13 protein-coding genes, 1 pseudogene and 1 riboswitch are annotated in these 16778 nt (G+C 38.4%); of the genes and pseudogenes, 8 read left to right on the top strand and 6 right to left on the bottom strand.

The window, feature by feature from the left end:
* Nucleotides 1–95: 95 nt before the first annotated feature.
* From B7E07_RS01200 to B7E07_RS01190, 3 genes are all read right to left on the bottom strand, one after another.
* Complete coding sequence (locus tag B7E07_RS01200) at nt 96–1310, bottom strand: TerD family protein (RefSeq protein ID WP_080843677.1); 1215 nt, start codon at nt 1308–1310, stop codon at nt 96–98.
* Between the two features lie 559 nt (nt 1311–1869).
* Nucleotides 1870–2865 (bottom strand): aromatic ring-hydroxylating dioxygenase subunit alpha, encoded by a 996-nt coding sequence (locus B7E07_RS01195; protein WP_080843676.1) that lies wholly within the window; start codon nt 2863–2865, stop codon nt 1870–1872.
* A gap of 21 nt (nt 2866–2886) precedes the next feature.
* Entirely contained in the window at nt 2887–4245 is a 1359-nt protein-coding gene (locus tag B7E07_RS01190; protein ID WP_080843675.1) for a nucleobase:cation symporter-2 family protein, read from the bottom strand.
* 199 nt (nt 4246–4444) lie between these two features.
* A riboswitch (purine riboswitch) is annotated at nt 4445–4546 on the bottom strand.
* Nucleotides 4547–4638: 92 nt separating this feature from the next.
* Here B7E07_RS01190 and guaD point away from each other — a divergent pair.
* A complete protein-coding gene (gene guaD, locus B7E07_RS01185) occupies nt 4639–6003 on the top strand; it encodes a guanine deaminase (RefSeq protein WP_080843674.1) in 1365 nt (454 codons plus the stop codon).
* A gap of 83 nt (nt 6004–6086) precedes the next feature.
* Here guaD and B7E07_RS01180 read toward each other — a convergent pair whose 3' ends face one another.
* Nucleotides 6087–6551, bottom strand: coding sequence for a VOC family protein (locus B7E07_RS01180; protein WP_080843673.1), 465 nt, complete (start codon nt 6549–6551; stop codon nt 6087–6089).
* Between the two features lie 96 nt (nt 6552–6647).
* Between B7E07_RS01180 and B7E07_RS01175 the strand changes: the two genes are divergently transcribed.
* The 3 genes and pseudogenes from B7E07_RS01175 (at nt 6648) to B7E07_RS01170 (ending at nt 9084) form a co-directional block, all read left to right on the top strand.
* Nucleotides 6648–7556, top strand: coding sequence for a helix-turn-helix transcriptional regulator (locus B7E07_RS01175; RefSeq protein ID WP_080843672.1), 909 nt, complete (start codon nt 6648–6650; stop codon nt 7554–7556).
* A 64-nt stretch (nt 7557–7620) separates the two neighbouring features.
* Nucleotides 7621–7917 (top strand): annotated as a pseudogene (locus B7E07_RS24300) (guanine deaminase); the annotation flags it as partial.
* Nucleotides 7918–8358: 441 nt separating this feature from the next.
* The gene (locus B7E07_RS01170) at nt 8359–9084 is read left to right on the top strand and encodes a CBS domain-containing protein (protein ID WP_257391369.1); all 726 of its coding nucleotides are present in this window, start codon (nt 8359–8361) and stop codon (nt 9082–9084) included.
* A gap of 95 nt (nt 9085–9179) precedes the next feature.
* On the opposite strand, the gene B7E07_RS01165 is transcribed toward B7E07_RS01170, so the two are convergent.
* Entirely contained in the window at nt 9180–11093 is a 1914-nt protein-coding gene (locus B7E07_RS01165) for a hypothetical protein (RefSeq protein WP_080843670.1), read from the bottom strand.
* A complete protein-coding gene (locus B7E07_RS01160; protein ID WP_257391368.1) occupies nt 11090–11431 on the bottom strand; it encodes a RyR domain-containing protein in 342 nt (113 codons plus the stop codon). The genes B7E07_RS01165 and B7E07_RS01160 overlap by 4 nt, the downstream gene beginning before the upstream one ends.
* Before the next feature lie 102 nt (nt 11432–11533).
* On the opposite strand from B7E07_RS01160, the gene B7E07_RS01155 reads away from it, so the two are divergent.
* The 4 genes from B7E07_RS01155 to B7E07_RS01140 all read left to right on the top strand — a co-directional run bounded on the left by B7E07_RS01155 (nt 11534) and on the right by B7E07_RS01140 (nt 16590).
* Nucleotides 11534–13861 (top strand): toll/interleukin-1 receptor domain-containing protein, encoded by a 2328-nt coding sequence (locus B7E07_RS01155; RefSeq protein ID WP_080843669.1) that lies wholly within the window; start codon nt 11534–11536, stop codon nt 13859–13861.
* On the top strand, nt 13858–14850 hold the full coding sequence (locus tag B7E07_RS01150) for a hypothetical protein (protein WP_080843668.1): 993 nt from the start codon (nt 13858–13860) through the stop codon (nt 14848–14850). The genes B7E07_RS01155 and B7E07_RS01150 overlap by 4 nt, the downstream gene beginning before the upstream one ends.
* A gap of 4 nt (nt 14851–14854) precedes the next feature.
* On the top strand, nt 14855–15688 hold the full coding sequence (locus B7E07_RS01145) for an SH3 domain-containing protein (protein ID WP_080843667.1): 834 nt from the start codon (nt 14855–14857) through the stop codon (nt 15686–15688).
* 137 nt (nt 15689–15825) lie between these two features.
* Entirely contained in the window at nt 15826–16590 is a 765-nt protein-coding gene (locus B7E07_RS01140; RefSeq protein ID WP_080843666.1) for a MurR/RpiR family transcriptional regulator, read from the top strand.
* Nucleotides 16591–16778: the final 188 nt, after the last annotated feature.

Genomic DNA, 16778 nt, shown 5'->3' with positions numbered 1-16778 from the left:
CATAATAAGTAGATTGCAGCTATTTTAACTGGAACACAAAAAGACCTTGAGGACCATGCTCAAGATCTTTTTATACTTCCATTTAAGCTGTGACCTTATTTATAATCATTAACCGGGCCTTGATCCATAAATACTTCTACTAGATTTAGAGGGCCCATTTGCAGTCTAGGACGGTTCTCTGAATTCGGCATACTGTAGTACTCTAGCGGACTGATGATAATGCCATCATCTGTATTATGAAGGATCCCAGGCACACACGTATAGATTCGATCATTATTATTGGCATTTTTGGAAGATATAGTGACGGATGTCCCTTTATGATTATCGATACTCATAGACACCTTATATCGATAAAATGAACCTGTTCCATTTGACTGTGCAGAATAAACAACAGGAACAACTGCGAGAATATCATTTGTCAGTCTTAATTTAATGATCTCCGTCTTAGTTGAACCGCTGTTTCTCCCAACATCGCCCATATGTTCAACAGCTCCGTTGCCATATCGGCTAAGAGGCGGTGTGCCCTGTGCTCCAAACATCGCTACATCTATTTGTCTGCCATTCTTTGTATAAACTAATGCATAAATATCATAATCTGTACCTGTCTTCCAAGAGACTGTAGCAGTGATTTCAGGTGTTTTTTCAATAATAACGGGTTTTTGGCCTTTATCAAGACTGATATTGCCTGTTACTTTTTCCAGACTGACTGACGAGAAAGCATTTTTGCTACTCTTACTCTGAGGTTCTGTTGTTGCCATTTTAGGCTCAGAAGGAATTATTTTCTCCTCTTCTTCAACTTCTACTCCGAAGTTTTCACATAAACCTTCAAGACCAGAATTAAATCCTCGCCAAATTGATTTTACCTTTGTCTGGCCATTTCTTAAGTATATTTCGAGTACTACAATGCCATTTTCCTTTGTAAAACTAGATGGAATCAATTGAATTACTTCTTGATCGGTACGGATCTCTGCCTTTAGGTTTTTTACGTTCGAAAAACCTGTATGATGATCCTCTGTCAATGTAATGGCTATTTTCACAATCCCTGCGGGAACTTTGCTCATATCAAAGTCCATTTTATGTACTTTGGTTTGTCCAGCAATCATAGATGGTATAAAAGTTGCAACACCAGAAGGACCTTCTGGCTGATTATAAAAAATAATGCCGTTATCTCCCTGTACTTTATCAGCATCCGTTAAAAGAAAAGCCGTTAAAGAAACATCAATGATATTTGAAACGTCATGGCTAACTGTTACAGTCCCTTTTGGTGATGTTATTGCTGTATTTGCCCCCATTTGCAGTTGTGGGTTCATTTATAAAACTCCTTCCCGATACGTAAATAGGTATGTAAATTTCTAATAGATTGTACTCAATTATATCACCAGATCATCCAATTCTATTAATTTTCCAGCATTTACCCAAAGGAATTTCTTGTATACCTAATCGGACAGCTGGAACTCTTAGCGGTGCTACTTAAGCGAACATCGTTAGCTTAGAACTCTATTAATAAAAGAAGGAAGCTGGGACAAAACGAAATAAATCTTTCTAAAACACGAACTTTCAATATCTTGGTTTGGGTATTTAAACAAGTCCGTTCCACCTGCGCTGCGGACCCTCGCTTTCCGTGGGGCGGAAGCTGAGCCTCCTCGGAGAAAGCTCCTGCGGGGTCTCACCTTTTCCTCTATTTCCCACAGGAGTCAAGTGTCCTCCGCTCCATTTCACTCATGCTAATAAGATATATTTTATAATCGCAAAAAAACCAAATGATTAGAAAGATGACTTCCTAACCATTCGGTTCTATAAGAGTGTTAAATAATTATGTCCCAGCCTCTTATTTTTATAGCTTTACAGTCACCAATATATTTAAACTGACTATAATTGTGTTGCTTTTTCCATTAGTGAGGTACCGTTTTCCACCCCAAGCTCCTGCAGCCATTTGCGATAGGCAATGGTAAGTGCATCGGACTTCAGGTGCATTTCAGCTTGAAGGTCTAATGGAAGCAGCTCCGGTTTTTGACTCTCTACAATATCTAAATCCTGGTTAAAAATGATATCCTGAAACTCTATAAAAGGTTCATCTGGCTTATCTAAGTCATAGTTTCTCGTCAATAGCATAAACGCCTGAGACTTCTCATTTTCCATTTGATTAACAGCAAGCAAAATCGTAAATTCCTCATCATTATCATCCGTCGTCTTCGTAAAGCGCACTGTTTTTGGATTTAGAATTTCATATACATAGTTTGCATAGCCACCCTTTGAACGGCCGTCAGAATTAGGCTGGTATACAGGAATTTCACTTGTAATAATACGATTTTCCCGAAACTCTACAGTATAATCCGCTACCTCAGCATGATCCTCGTCTCCCAGCAATCCTTCGTGAACGAACATAAGGTGAGAAACATCAAGGAAGTTTTCAATGATTCTAGGTGCATTGGCTTTCACATCATATGGTCCGCAAATGGCTGTATGATAGCTGTCCTCATGATATTCAGGGTAGGAAACGAGCGGTGCTGGATCGTCACCTAAATTAACCCAAATCAGACCGAGGTGTTCCTCGCATTTATACACGGTTGCTTTTGCTTTAGGCGGTATCGGACGCCCCTTCGGCAGAGCAGGAATGTTTACACAAGCTCCCGAACAGCCAAATTCCCAGGCATGGTAGGCACATCTCAAGTTTCCATTTACCACTTTACCTAGTGATAAAGCTGCTCCTCTATGAATACATAAATCTTTAAATGCATGTACACCTTTTTCAGTGCGGAAGATGGCCACACGTTCACCTAGTACAAATACTTGTTTCGGATCATCCAGCAATTCTTCTGCTTTACATACCGGATGCCATTCATTCCATAATCGATCTTGTTGCATGAGTGATCCTCCTTCTCAATGTTAGTTTATAGTTACGTTGACTTTGCTTGTCACTTCAGTGTCATCAAGCTTCTGCGGCAGAACTAAATTCAGAATAAGAGCTGTAATCGCCCCTACAGCTGTCCCTGAAGAAACGAAATAAGTAACGATTTCAGGCAGTCCTTGAGAAATATTGGCTGGAATCAGCACGGCAAACATCGCAAGCATAATCGATACGCCAATCACCAGCATATTTCGCTCTGTAAATGGCACATTTTTAATGACTTTAAAACCGTTCATCATAATAACCACACAAAGAATAGCAAACACACTATTAATGACAACACTTGGGATACAAGCAATAACGGTCATCAGCTTTGGCATCATTCCAAGCAATACGAGTATGAAACCGCCCATGATAATCGGCTTTCTGCTTTTCACTCCCGTAATAGCAATAATACCGGCATTTGACGAATAACCAGTTACTGGCGTGCCTCCAAAAAATGATCCAACAAAACAGCCGATTCCTTCGCCAAATGCTCCGCCGTTTAGACGCTTGTCTGTAAGTTCTTCATCTGTCACATTTCCTACTGTAAACCATGTTCCAGTCGTTTCAATCATGACAATAAAGTAAATGGCAAGCATGATTAAAATCGCGTGAAGCTCAAATTCCGGCATTCCAAATGCAAAGAGGCTTGGCATCTGGAACCATGCTGATGCCCCAACAGATGAAAAATCGACTAATCCAAAGAACGAAGCAACGATTGTTCCCATTCCGAGTGATAAAATAACGGATACGAGCTTCATATATTTTAATTTTGTTTTAGACTTTTCCCCTACATACATACAAAAAATTAGAATAGCCGCTGTTATACAAGCAACTAACATATTCGTTCCAAAGCTTCCTTCTGCATTATAAATGGAATTAATGGCACTTGGCATAAGAGATAGACCAACCACTACAATAACAGTGCCTGCCACGATTGGCGGGATAAATTTTCTTACCACTTTACTAAACACTCTGAGCGGATTACCTAATAAAGCGATTAAAATAGCACCTGGTATTAAGCTTCCGATCATTACGCCAATTCCTGAAGTTGTACCGATCGCAGCCAATGCACTAAGCGGGACAAATGAAGGTCCCTGCATAACAGGCAGTTTCATGGCCAGTCCTGCTTGAATAATGGTTGCAATACCGCAAGCAAGAAAGGTCATTTGAATCAGCATCGTACTATCTGTAACAGAAAAGGATAGCATTCCAGCTAAAATAACCGGCGGTATAAACAGGTCCATTGCTAAAACCTGCTGCAGACCCAGGAATAAGGATTGCGAGAAGGTTACCTCTCTTTTCTGCTGCCCATTGTTATAAGCAGACTCTAAATGATTTGTAGTACTCTCCATGTTGTCATCCTCCTACTAGATTCTAATTTTTTTAATAAGGCTGTTTACTTATGCTGCCTTTCAAAAAGCCATTATGCTTTCTTTCCGGCAAGGCTGAACATACAAAAAAAGCTCGAAATACATGCTTCCGGAAATAGAAAAGCATGTACTTCGAGCCTTAGCGAAATACGAAAGAAGGATAAATTCCATGAAAGAAATTGATCCTGTCTCTGCTTTTCATAGCCTGTTTATTTACGGTAAACAGGTAGAAACTTGTAGGCCATATTCCTACGATTATATGAAAAACAATATTTAATTTTCATAGATATAATTCGTGTTTTTATAGAGTAAAAGTGTTACCATTTCACTATAATCACGATAATAACACAAAATACGAACATTAGGAAGGTAATTATGAATAATTATACGCAAATTTTTATTGGAACTGCTTTCACAAGTGATTCACCCGAGAAAATAAGTATCTTAAAAGATTACCTTTTTTGCATCAATTCTGATGGCATGATCGAAAAGGTAGTTGCACCACAGGAAGAGGAATACCAGCATTTGATTGAGGCTCATAAGGGAGAAGATCACTTTCATGTTTTGGCTGATGGACAATTCCTCCTGCCTGGTTTTGTGGATTTACATGTTCATGCTCCACAATGGGCTCAATCAGGAACGGCTCAGGACCTTCCCTTATATGATTGGCTGAATACGTACACGTTTCCTCTAGAAGCTAAATACTCCGATTTAGACTTTGCCAAAAGTGTCTATGATAATTTAGTAGACACACTGCTGGCAAATGGAACAACGACTGCTTTGTATTTCGCAACTGTGCATAAGGAAGCTAGTCTATTATTGGCCAAAATCTGTGCACAAAAAGGACAACGCGGATTAGTCGGAAAAGTCGTAATGGACGATCCTGAACAAAACCCATCCTATTATCGAGACCTGGATGCCGAAACTGCACTTAGAGATACAGAGGAGTTTATTTTAGCAGTAAAAAACCTGAATAAAACAGTAAAACAAGGTGTCTATCCAGTTGTTACGCCACGCTTTATTCCAAGCTGTACAGATGAAGCATTAAAAGGCTTAGGAGAACTGGCTCTTAAATACGATACCCATATTCAATCCCATTGCAGTGAAAGTGATTGGGCACATCATTATGTAAAAGAAAGATTTAACAAACATGATGCCTTTGCGTTAAATGGCTTTGGATTACTAAGTGATAAATCCGTCATGGCTCATAGTAATTTCCTTAGTGATGAGGACGCTGCTTTATTCGCTGAAACCGGCACAGCTATTGCTCATTGTCCCTTATCAAATGCTTATTTTGCCAACAGCGTCCTTCCTCTCTATCGCTTTAGAAGAATGGGGATCGACATTGGACTAGGAACTGATATTTCTGCTGGTGCCACACCAAGTTTATATGATAATGCCAAACAGGCTGTTGTCTCTTCAAGAATGCTGGAAGACGGTGTCGATGCAAATATTCAAGCAGATGAAAGAGGAGTAGCAAACTCACGCATTACGATCAATGAAGCATTCTATCTTGCAACCGCTGGCGGAGGAGAAAGCCTCAGCCTTCCAGTCGGCCGATTGAGAGTAGGCTATACATGGGATGTGCAGATCATTGACACAAAAGCTCCTGCGGCAAAGCTGCCTATTTTTGATCCAAATGAAGATTTGTATGATATTTTTCAGAAGATCATGTACAACGTTCGGCCGGAGAATATTCGTGAGGTTTGGGTTCAGGGGGTGAAGGTTCGTACCCGGTAAAAACGGATCAGATGTGGGTTTTGATGACGGTATTTAATAAATAGTAAAAACATGGCCTTGCATGCAAGGCCATGTTTTCTTAGTTACTGTTTATTCGCAATGACACTGTCCAGAAACTGATCTGCGTCACGATTAAATTTCCAGGTTATACCGAATTGATCAACCAGCATTCCAAAGCAGGAAGACCAAGGCGTTTCCGATAACGGCATGATTACAATTCCGCCTTTTGATAGATTCCTAAAGTATTGTTCTAATAAATGTTTATCATCCATCACCAGACTAATCAGTACATTACTTCCCTTCACCAATGCACCTGTTACACTCTTCATGGAAGGCAATAAATCTGACATCATGATTTTACCACCTGCGAATTCTATAGAAGATTCCATGATCATATTAAGTTCATTTTTCGGCATTGGAAAATTGGGATCCTGCGGGAAATCTTTGAATTTCACTTTCTTTACCTTGCTTGCATTGAGTGCCTCCGAATAAAATTCAATTGCCTCATCTGCGTTTCCATCAAAGTTTACATAAACAATAACTGACATATAGTTTTACCTCCTTGTTTTGATAAATGAAGTATAATTTATTAGTGGTGACAGCTGTATGTCACCTTTTCTAAATAAATAAAAAAAGGTGATGTTATGGGGAAAATTGAGCGCTTAATAACGATTATTATGATCTTGCTGAAAAAGGATGTTGTTTCCACAAGAGAATTTTCACAGCTTTTTAACGTCTCCAAAAGAACGATTCTTCGTGATATGGAAACATTGAGCCTATCAAACATTCCGATCTACTCGGTTCACGGAGTAAATGGCGGCTATGGGATCATGGAAGAATACAAGGTTGATAAAAGACTCTTAAATACCTCTGACTTAGAAAATATATTGATTGCGCTTGGCGGATTGGAACAGATTTTTATGAGCGAGGAAGTGGAACTTACTATTAAAAAGATGGAAGCGATGGTTAATCCATTGGCGAAGCAAAATTCAATCCATTTATCTTTTTATAAGTGGGAAGGCCGATCTGAAGTCTCAAAAATCTCAAAGACATGCCAAAAATCAATAGCAGAACATAAGTTGATCACTTTTGACTATATAGATAAGAATGGTCTTAGCACCATTCGAACGGTCGAGCCGTATCAGCTTCATTTTAGCGAAAGCAGCTGGTATTTGAAGGGGTTTTGTCTACAGCGGCAGGATTATCGAACGTTTAAATTATCTAGAATCGACAATCTCGCTATAGGAGACCAAGCTTTTAATCCCAGGGAACAAGCACCAGAGCAAGTTCATATGAATTATCAAGATCAGCAAATATCTATAAAGGCGATCATTTCATCTAATATTGCAGATCATTTCATAGAAAGGTACGGCCGAAAGAGTATTGAGGTGGATCAATCTCAGCGCCTTATAGCTACCATTCGAGTCCCTCAAAATCACATAGGTTTTCAATTTTTAGCAGGCTTCGGTACGAATCTAACCATTATCGAACCAACATCATATGCTGAAAATTTCCATCGTTATTTACTTGAAATCGCGAATAATTACGCTTAATTATGGCTGTCACCTTATGGCACTCAGATTTTGCTGTTTTTTCGCAAAACACCACTCCGCACCAAGAATACTGGAAGACGGTGTCAATGCAAATATTCCAGCAGTTGAAAGAGGAGCAGCAAACTCACGCATCACGATCAATGAGGCAATTTATCCCGCAACCGCTGGCGGAGGAGAAAGCCTCAGCCTTCCACGCCGAATGAAAGAAGACATGCATGGGATATGCAAATCATTGATACGAAGGTACCTATGGCCAAACTGACTATTTTCAATTTTAACGAAGATTTGTATGATACCGCCGGAGAATATTCGGGAGGTTTGGGTTCAAGGGGAGATGGTTCATGTTCAAGAGTTATCATAATCATTCAATTGGTAAATTGAATTTGGTTTCTTATTTATGTAAGAAATAAGGTTAAAAATACTTACACTTATAATTACCATTTTGAAATGATTATATTTTGAAAATAGAACTCTTGTTGTACCGCAGCTGGAAATGTGAACGAGGATTAGATGTAATAATAGAAATAGTATCTGCTTTTACTTTTACCTCATCAAAAAACCAAAAAAATTCAAATTTGTTTCCTTTGCGACTCTCCTTTTTTATTTTACTTGAGCATAAAATTGCTTTTAATCAGTGTTATAATTATTCCTACCAGATATTATTTCATTTTAAATGCAGGAGATGAGATGTTTTTTTGACTGAATGGATTTATTCAATTAAATTAACGGGTACTTTCTAGAGTTAAAGAACTAAACAAAATAACGAAAGACTCTCATCCCCGTTCCAAAGAAAGAGGTACATATGATGAAAACACTGAATATCTCTAATTTATCCGACCGCTTTGAAGTGGCCTATAATAGAATTGATGAGGTTTTGAAAAAACGGGTAAATTATTATGATAAAAGGTATACTGTTTTGCTTAGACAAGGAGCTAAGCAGCATCGATTAATTAATGCCTATGCTGATGAATTAGAGCAATATGGAAGACTGCGGAATGCGATTGTCCATGAAAAAAGAGAGCTGGGTTCTTATATTGCAGAGCCTCATCCAGAAGTAGTCGCGCGAATTGAAAAGATTGCCGATATTTTTACTAAACCGAACTACGCAATGACAATTGCAACAAAAAAAGTGATTACCTTTCAATTTGATGATTCTATAACCACAGTTATCCAAGGGATCAACCAGCACAATTATTCACAATACCCGGTGTATCGAAACAAGGAATTTATCGGGCTATTAACAGCTAAGGATATTGTTAAATGGATGGCGAAGTATGCAGGTAACCATAAAGTGGATTTAGTGGATGTAAAAGTTATAGACATTTTAAAAGATGTAAAAGAGCACCCTATCGCATTTGCCGATAAAGGAATTGATATTTTTGAAGTCGAAGAGATTTACGAAAAAGCCCATATGAACAAAACAAACTTGGAAGCCGTCATTATAACTGAAAACGGAAATAAAAATGAATGGCCTCTTGGTTTAATCACCGCATGGGATCTGATCGAAATTGACTACACTGCAGACTAAAGAATAGGGAACTGGGACAGGCCCGCATTTTGGGATTAAAGCGCCTGTCCTATATCCTTCCTTCACTTTGAATTATCTTTCCCCTAATATAATCTTCATTCCTTCACAATCACAAAGCCTGCGATCTCCATTGTTTTAAACAATTTGAGAACAACGTCCCGATCATACTCTTTATAGTCTTCCTCACGAATCGCACTTACTCCACCTAATTCCCCGTAAGGTACAAGGCATCCGTGCAGCTTTTTCTCTGAATCTGCCACATATTCTTTGGTTATGTGCTCAAGTTCAAGTGTGTCCCATCCTCTTACATAATGAAAGGTATTCCAGCGCTGATGCTCAGTCACGGCGATTGCTTCTTTTTTGTTTGAGGCAATCTCTTCAAATTCAGAAGGAGTCAATGTCTCCTGATTCCCCACCTGATCCTTTTTCACTGCCTTCAATCCTAAAAGCATTAATTTGGCAAATGTATGGTTTAACTGATTGCGGTTTGATTCTTTCTTGAAGGTTGGAAGGTCCTCCCATTTTTCAGGGGTTTTCCCCGTTTCCTCTTCTTTTATTTTTTCATAAGTCTCATGCACCTTTTTGGCAAAGTTTTCCTGACTGTCATTAATTACATTATCATAATTAAGGACAGACTGAACATCACCAAACAAATGTAAGTTAGAGAACTTTGATTGATTTTCCTGCAGCCACTCACTGATTTGCCCTTCTTCACTCATTTTCAAATAAATCGGGATATCAGGAATCTTTCTTGTTAATTCCATGCCTTCCTTCAAGTCTTCAAAATCATCCTTCAGACAAATAAAGATATGAGTGAACTCACACGAGGCTTGCTGCAGATATTTATAAATAGAATCTATTTCAATATCAAGTTTCTGAAACTTAATATCTACAAACTTTTTGCTTTTTGGATAACTATCAAACCATTGCTTTTCAATTTTTGGAGCTTCTTTATCCAGCACCGTGATTTTCAGCAAATCCGGATTTATAAAATGAGAACGTTCAACCGCTTGAACGGCCATGTGCCTCCCTGTTTGACCAAATCCAACAAAAAGCAAATGCAGCGGTTCTCCATTTTCCTGTCTCAGCCTATCCTCATACCCCTCATATAAAGGGTAATCATCGAGAACTTTTTCTGCTGCCAAGCGGTGTAAATTAAATGGTTTTATGGTCACTTTCTTATGAATCGCTAAATCCTTTTCAATGACCTCAAACAACTCATATGATTGGTTATGTATAAGGTTTAAAATGACCTGCTCGGCCCGCAAACGAGACCAGTCTTTTTCTACAAATTCATCTAAAGCAAGGATTTCATTTAAATTTTTTGAATCGTCTTCATGAAAAATAATAAACTCTCCGGCTTGCAGAAGCCTGGACTTTTTATATAAGGCTGGGTCACCTTGTTTGCCAATAAACACAACAACTCCTAAATTTTGTAAATATTTCCTTTGAGATTCTGAAATATCTTCTGTTAATAGCATCACTTGTTTATGCTGCATGTTCAAATTTTCGATCAGCACTTTGCTATGCCTGTTAAATCCTGAAATAACAATATGCCCTCCAAAAACTCCATGCCATAATAGCTTCATAGACTGATTGAAAAAAGAGTAAATCAGAGAAAACACAGTAGAAATCGTACAAGCAGCAGCTGTAAATCTTGCCAATTCTATAGCAAACGGATATGAAACAAATTTACTTGCATTCTCTGAAAATACAGGGTCCACATCTAATAGAAATAGTCGAAAAGTCGAGTAAATGGCATTCACAAATGAATAATCACTAATCGCAAAATATTTGAACCCGTAAAACCCGGCAGAAATAGCAATCAGGCCCAGAAAAACCTGAAGCCTATTTTTCGGGATCACTTTTATAAATAAACCATATGTAAGAAAAATAACGGTTAGAATAATAGAAAGAACGCGATCAGGGTTTCCCAGCTGGACATGGCATATCCAAGTGGCTGCCACCATCAAAGCAGCAAAAACATAATAATAGATGATTGATTTCATTGAGAATCCTCCCGCTTAATGGTAAATCCCATAGATAGAATAACCTTCAAGGTTTCCAACATCGTATTCCTGTCGTAATCTTTATCTTCTTCTGATAGTTCCTCATATGGAACGAGATTCGGATGAGTTTTGTTCTGATGATCCATATGTTCTCCGTACTTCCATCCTTGCTGAATCCTTTGTGTCGCCCATACTTCATGAACATTCTTCGCTAATACTTCCTTTAAATCGAGAATTTCCTTTGGTACCTCAACAGCTGATGTATCAATATATTTCGGTTTGTATGTCATCCCTTTTTTGTCCCTCTCCATACTATTTTCATCCTCATATCTTACCATAAAACAACGCCAGTCCTTTATTTACAAAGAGTATTTTAAATAGTATTCTAATATTAAAATAGGGAAAAATACCCGTTTATTTAAAAAGAAGGTGAAAAGTAATTGAGTGAAATTTTTATTAGCTATTCAACAAAAGATTCAAAGGTAGCTGAACAGCTTTATACTTCGTTAAAGGAACAAGGATTTACCTGTTGGTTTGCCCCTAACGATGTTCCTCCTGGTGGTGACTATGCCTCAAGAATTACTCAAGCCATTAATAAATTTCGCTACATTCTTGTCTTAGTTTCTAAGCATTCCTGTATCTCTGAGCATGTTCAAAGCGAAGTTGCCTTAGCGGTTCAAAACAAAAAGATCATTATCCCCTTTCGAATAGACGATTTCCTATCTGATTGGATGAAGTATTATATTTCTCGGGTAAGTTGGATTCAGGCAGACTCTGAAAATATGGATTCTTCCATCGAAACATTAATTCAAAAGATTAAAGGGATGGATAATCTGTCTGATTCTGATAGCCCTGTTCACTCACACTACGGGAAAGCCAGGCAAGAAGTAAAGAACTTAAAGGCCTCCTCAACTCAAATTTATCAGATTCAACAACAGGAAATCGCTAAAGTTCAACACCTTTTTATACCTGATCCTACCTTTGAGAGCGGGAAATCATTGCTTGGGGAACAAAGAGTCCTCATCTTGCATAGTAACCAGCACACAGGCAAATACACAGCGGCTTTATCCCTTTTACATGATCAGGGAGTGAAAGCCTTATTGCAGATTTTCCCTGCGATAACGGAAACCGAGCTCTTAAAGATTACATATGAAAAGAATACAGGCTACATCATTGATAACATATCCCCTGATACGTTAAAGTCAATAAATTCTTTTTCTTTAAAAAAGTTGAGTGAACACCTGCAAAGTGTTGGTTCATTTTTGGTTATTACTACAAGCGAGGGAGCAAGTCATTTAGATTATTCATTTGAACACCAGAAACCGCTTCATACATATCAGCTGCTCGAAAATCATTTTACGTTTTACAATAAAACCGAAAAAACAAAAAATGACTTTCACCAGCTCATGGAAGAGAGCCGAATGATCAATTCAATCGGAAATGATTTCTGGCCAAGAGATGCGGAAACATTAACGAATAAATTGATTGAAGTCCTTACAGAGCAGCAAACCATTGAACAATTCCTGCAATCTTTAAAGCAGAATGTTGAAACTAGAATCCAACATTGGTTTGAAGAAGAGCGAACCATTGAGCAATATGCCATGATTACAGCTTTGGCTGTTTTCAATGAATCCCCGTATTCCCAGCTTGAAGTCATTATAGATGATTTAAAAGAATGCTTACGGTTAGAGTTTAAATATGATCAAGAAGAAGAACAAACTCAAGTTTTAGATCTCTCCCTTTCCCTTCAGCTAGCGGCGATTGGTGCAGAGCGCTATGAAGGATTTTCGAATGCGAATATCGGAAAAGTAAAGGACACATACATACGCTTCAAAACAAAAGAGGATGCAGACGCCGTTCTGCGTTATGTCTGGCACAATTATCCCAGATTAAGAACAGCTCTGCTGGTTTGGTTTAAGGTTCTATTAGAGCATGGCAACAAGCAGCTTAATGCCCGAATTATCAAGGCATTAGCAGTCATCTTCGAGGATGACACTCTTTATATTCTAAATCACATCATCCAGGATTGGGCGAATCACAAAGAGCCATATTATCGCGTTTTAGCGATTAACCTTCTAAATGAGCTTGCTGAGGAAAAGGAAAACCTAGTGGTGGTCGACAAACTTCTCAATCACTGGGCTTCATTAAGCAATAACAATCGACTTCAATGGACTGCCGCGGCAGCTTATGGAACAAGTCTTGGAGTCTACCTATTTCCAGATTCTTTTACAAACTTAGCATCCATTTATCATATTAACAGTGACCGCGTTGCAGATGTTGTTTTAGATAGCATCAGCAGCCTGTTTTTATATGGTAAACACGATCCTATCTATTATCAGGCTGTTCCTTATTTATTCGATATTTGGCTAAAAGAGGCTGCTCCTGAAAAAAACACCATACATGATTTTTATGAATTATTTTTCGCCATCTTAACATATATTGATGAGGATTCATTAGAAGTTCTTTTTTCTGAAGATGAAATAGGAGAGGATATTCTCCCCAGCATGCTTGCAGCTGGACTAAGTCACTGGAAAACGCGGGAATTTGCCTCCCTTATTATAAAACATATTTTTCAAGAGGCACATAAAAACAATACTTTGCAGGAACCTCTTCGCCGTTTTACTTTCTCCTTGTTTGTTAAAGGCGGAAGCACTTTAAAGGAGAGTATCCGTCTCATATTAAAAGATATATTGCAAGAGCCTTACCGAGAGGCAGCAGTTCCGATTGTCACTGAAATTATTAATATTGAAAGGAAGAAAAAATTATGACATTTGTTCTTGGGACTCAGACAATTAAGACGGGTTTATTTGCTGAAAAACAGCCAATGGCAACTTCAGATATGGCATTCGTTTACGTGAATGCACATGGAGACATGATTCCTGTTAAATCAGGACAGAGATTAAGCCGGATGGAGGTTAAATCCGAAAAGCTTACAAAGATGCATAAGATAGAATTAACACCAAAGTTGTTTGAATTTCAGAAAGAGTTCTCTTCTTCTGAGGTCGTTGAAACCTTTATGATTGAAGTGACTATCCAAGTAAGAGTAGATGATCCCGTTCTTATCCTTCGAAACGGAGATCACAATTATAAACAACTGATTGATAAGCAGCTCTATTTCGAAATCGCTGATCTTGCGAAAAAGTACGATATTAACCAATACCAAGGGCTGAAATTTGATATCGAAGGTCTGCGAAATGATTCCCGTTTTACACACTCAATGGAGAGCATTGGGCTGAAGCTTTTAGATACCAAAGCCACAGTAGAATTGAGTGCTAAATCGAAAGCACATCTTGAAAAAATGAAGCAGCTAGAAAAAGATACAGCCTATAAGAATGCTGAAATCGACAGCAGCACAGGAACAAAAATTAAAGAGACGCAATCAAAGAACCAGGTGCAGAATGTGGAAATGGATAATCTGCAGCAGCTTCTTGAAATGTACGGACCAGATGGGGCAAGAATTGCTTATGCCGCAAATGACCAAGAACGCATGGCCATCATCCAGGAGATCCAGGAAAAAAGAGACAAAGAACAACGCGCAAGAACAGAAACCATCAATGGCTATTTAGAAAAGGGATTATCTCTTGAAGAAATTGAGAAAATCTTAAATATGACTGCTCAAAGCAGTGTGCCTGTGAATCCGCTAATAACTGCAGCACCACAGAGCCAGCCAGCCGCTCACTTAGAAAAGCCGCATGAACAAAAGGAAGAGGATCCACTGTTAGCGGAGTTAAATAAAGTACTAGAAAAAGGAGACTAAAATCATGCCGGAGTGGATCACAAACCTTTTTGATTACATTATGAATCTCATTTTTAAATTGTACATAGTGCTCATGGGCTTATCTGCTCCCATCAGAATGGCCATCATCATTCTAATTGCTGCTATCATTTTGCCATTTGCCATCAAATTTCTGATTTGGCTTGTACATTCTATAATAAAGAATGGAATAAAGTTTTTGGATGCTGCTTCAAACAAGATGGGAAGTATGACAATTAACCGGAGAAAACAAGGTAAAAATCCTCTTCCTGGAATTGGACTTATTGATATACTTTTTACCGGAATGGTTTCCCTTGGAACGAAGCTGAGAAATGGTATCCAAAAGATTTCCGTCGTAAACCCCAAAACCAAGAAGAACTACAAGAGACTTGCAATCATTTGCATCATCGGATTACCTATTTGGGGGCTATTCAGTCCTAATGGAAAACTAGGTACTGCTTGGGCAAACTTTGAGGGCAAATTGGTGATTGAACATCTTCAGCCATTAGGGTACGACCCTTCAACTTATAAAAGTTTAGAATTTGCCTTTTCTAGCATTACAAACATGCTTGAGGAAGACGATAATTCTACGACTGCCTCTGCCAGTGTAAAATACTATGTATCACCAAACAAAGAAGCTCCGGATGGTGTTTATGTAAGAGAAAGCCCGAGCTTGAATTCCAGTGATCTGCATGTCCTTCCATATGGTGAATACGCAGTATACCTGGGAGAGCAAGAAACTGATGGAGAAGGCCGTACATGGTACAAGATACAAATTAACGATACATTGTCAGGGTGGATTAGCTCTAATGTAGTAGATGTTTATGAGGAAGAGCTATAAGGTAGATATCTAAGAAAGCTAAGACGTTACATATGTCTTAGCTTTTTTACTATATCTTCAGGTGTAATACTTTCTATTGCATTTGTGGTAAAGTAAAATAAAACGATTCCAAGAAGGCAAAGAAAGAGTGAATCCAATTGATTGATATCAGCAAAATGACCCAAGGGAAAAATTTAACGGAATTAGATGTGCAGATCCTTCAATATATCATTCATAACATTGATCACGTTTTGCAAAAAGGCGTTCGGGAAATTGCTAAAGAAAATTTCACTTCTCCCGCGACCATTATCCGACTATCAAAAAAAATGGGCTATACAGGATTTGTTGATTTATACTATCACCTTCTGCCCATGATCAACAAAGCAGAAAACCCTAAAAGCAATGAAATCGAGGACTATTTACATATAAGCCAAAAAGACTTTTTAACTCATAACTCACTCGAGGATTTTGAAATGTTTATCACCAAAGTGCTGAATCTTAAGCACAAATATATTTTTATTTATGCGACCGGTTTTTCAGCTATTGCCGCAGACTATTTTTATAAGAAGCTTCTCGTATTAGGCAGGAAGACCATTTTTTCGAGCGGTACAGATTCCATTGGTGTCTTTGAAAATAATCTGGAAGATATCGGTGCTTTAGTGGTAGTAAGCAAATCCGGTGAAACACAGCTGGTCATTAATAAATTGCAGGCTGCTAAAGAGCATGATATTTTTACAGCCTCCTTCACAAAGGAAACGGAAAATCGAGTCGCAGAGCTTTCGGATTTGAATTTTAAAATAACGGATCCGAATAAGCTTGATGATCGCAATATGCTGCCAAGCAGCTTTTTTCCAAGCCTGCTGCTATTGTTTGAATTTATTTTCAAACAATATATTTCCCATCTCACTGCAAAAGATAAATAAAGAAAACTTGCCGATTGGCAAGTCCTGCAAGGACGCAGACAGAGGTTTAGTTGCACTTATACTACCTTCCTTAAATGAGCCACTGCGTCGAATCTTCTTCTGCGATGCTCATTTATATTCTTCTGGTAGTATAAAGAAAACTTACCGATTGGCAAGTTCTGCAAGGACGCAGACAGAGGTTTAGTTGC

The sequence above is a fragment of the Cytobacillus gottheilii genome (genome assembly GCF_900166665.1).
Classification (GTDB): domain Bacteria; phylum Bacillota; class Bacilli; order Bacillales; family Cytobacillaceae; genus Cytobacillus; species Cytobacillus gottheilii_A.
Note: the sequence above shows the minus strand (reverse complement) of the source record. Positions and strands in the feature narration are given on the sequence as shown.

Bases quoted from the DNA above. Each gene is read 5' to 3' on its own strand.
- B7E07_RS01200 (WP_080843677.1), bottom strand. From the start codon at position 1,310: ATGAACCCACAACTGCAAATGGGGGCAAATACAGCAATAACATCACCA.
- B7E07_RS01195 (WP_080843676.1), bottom strand. From the start codon at position 2,865: ATGCAACAAGATCGATTATGGAATGAATGGCATCCGGTATGTAAAGCA.
- B7E07_RS01190 (WP_080843675.1), bottom strand. From the start codon at position 4,245: ATGGAGAGTACTACAAATCATTTAGAGTCTGCTTATAACAATGGGCAG.
- guaD (WP_080843674.1), top strand. From the start codon at position 4,639: ATGAATAATTATACGCAAATTTTTATTGGAACTGCTTTCACAAGTGAT.
- B7E07_RS01180 (WP_080843673.1), bottom strand. From the start codon at position 6,551: ATGTCAGTTATTGTTTATGTAAACTTTGATGGAAACGCAGATGAGGCA.
- B7E07_RS01175 (WP_080843672.1), top strand. From the start codon at position 6,648: ATGGGGAAAATTGAGCGCTTAATAACGATTATTATGATCTTGCTGAAA.
- B7E07_RS01170 (WP_257391369.1), top strand. From the start codon at position 8,359: ATGATGAAAACACTGAATATCTCTAATTTATCCGACCGCTTTGAAGTG.
- B7E07_RS01165 (WP_080843670.1), bottom strand. From the start codon at position 11,093: ATGAAATCAATCATCTATTATTATGTTTTTGCTGCTTTGATGGTGGCA.
- B7E07_RS01160 (WP_257391368.1), bottom strand. From the start codon at position 11,431: ATGGTAAGATATGAGGATGAAAATAGTATGGAGAGGGACAAAAAAGGG.
- B7E07_RS01150 (WP_080843668.1), top strand. From the start codon at position 13,858: ATGACATTTGTTCTTGGGACTCAGACAATTAAGACGGGTTTATTTGCT.
- B7E07_RS01145 (WP_080843667.1), top strand. From the start codon at position 14,855: ATGCCGGAGTGGATCACAAACCTTTTTGATTACATTATGAATCTCATT.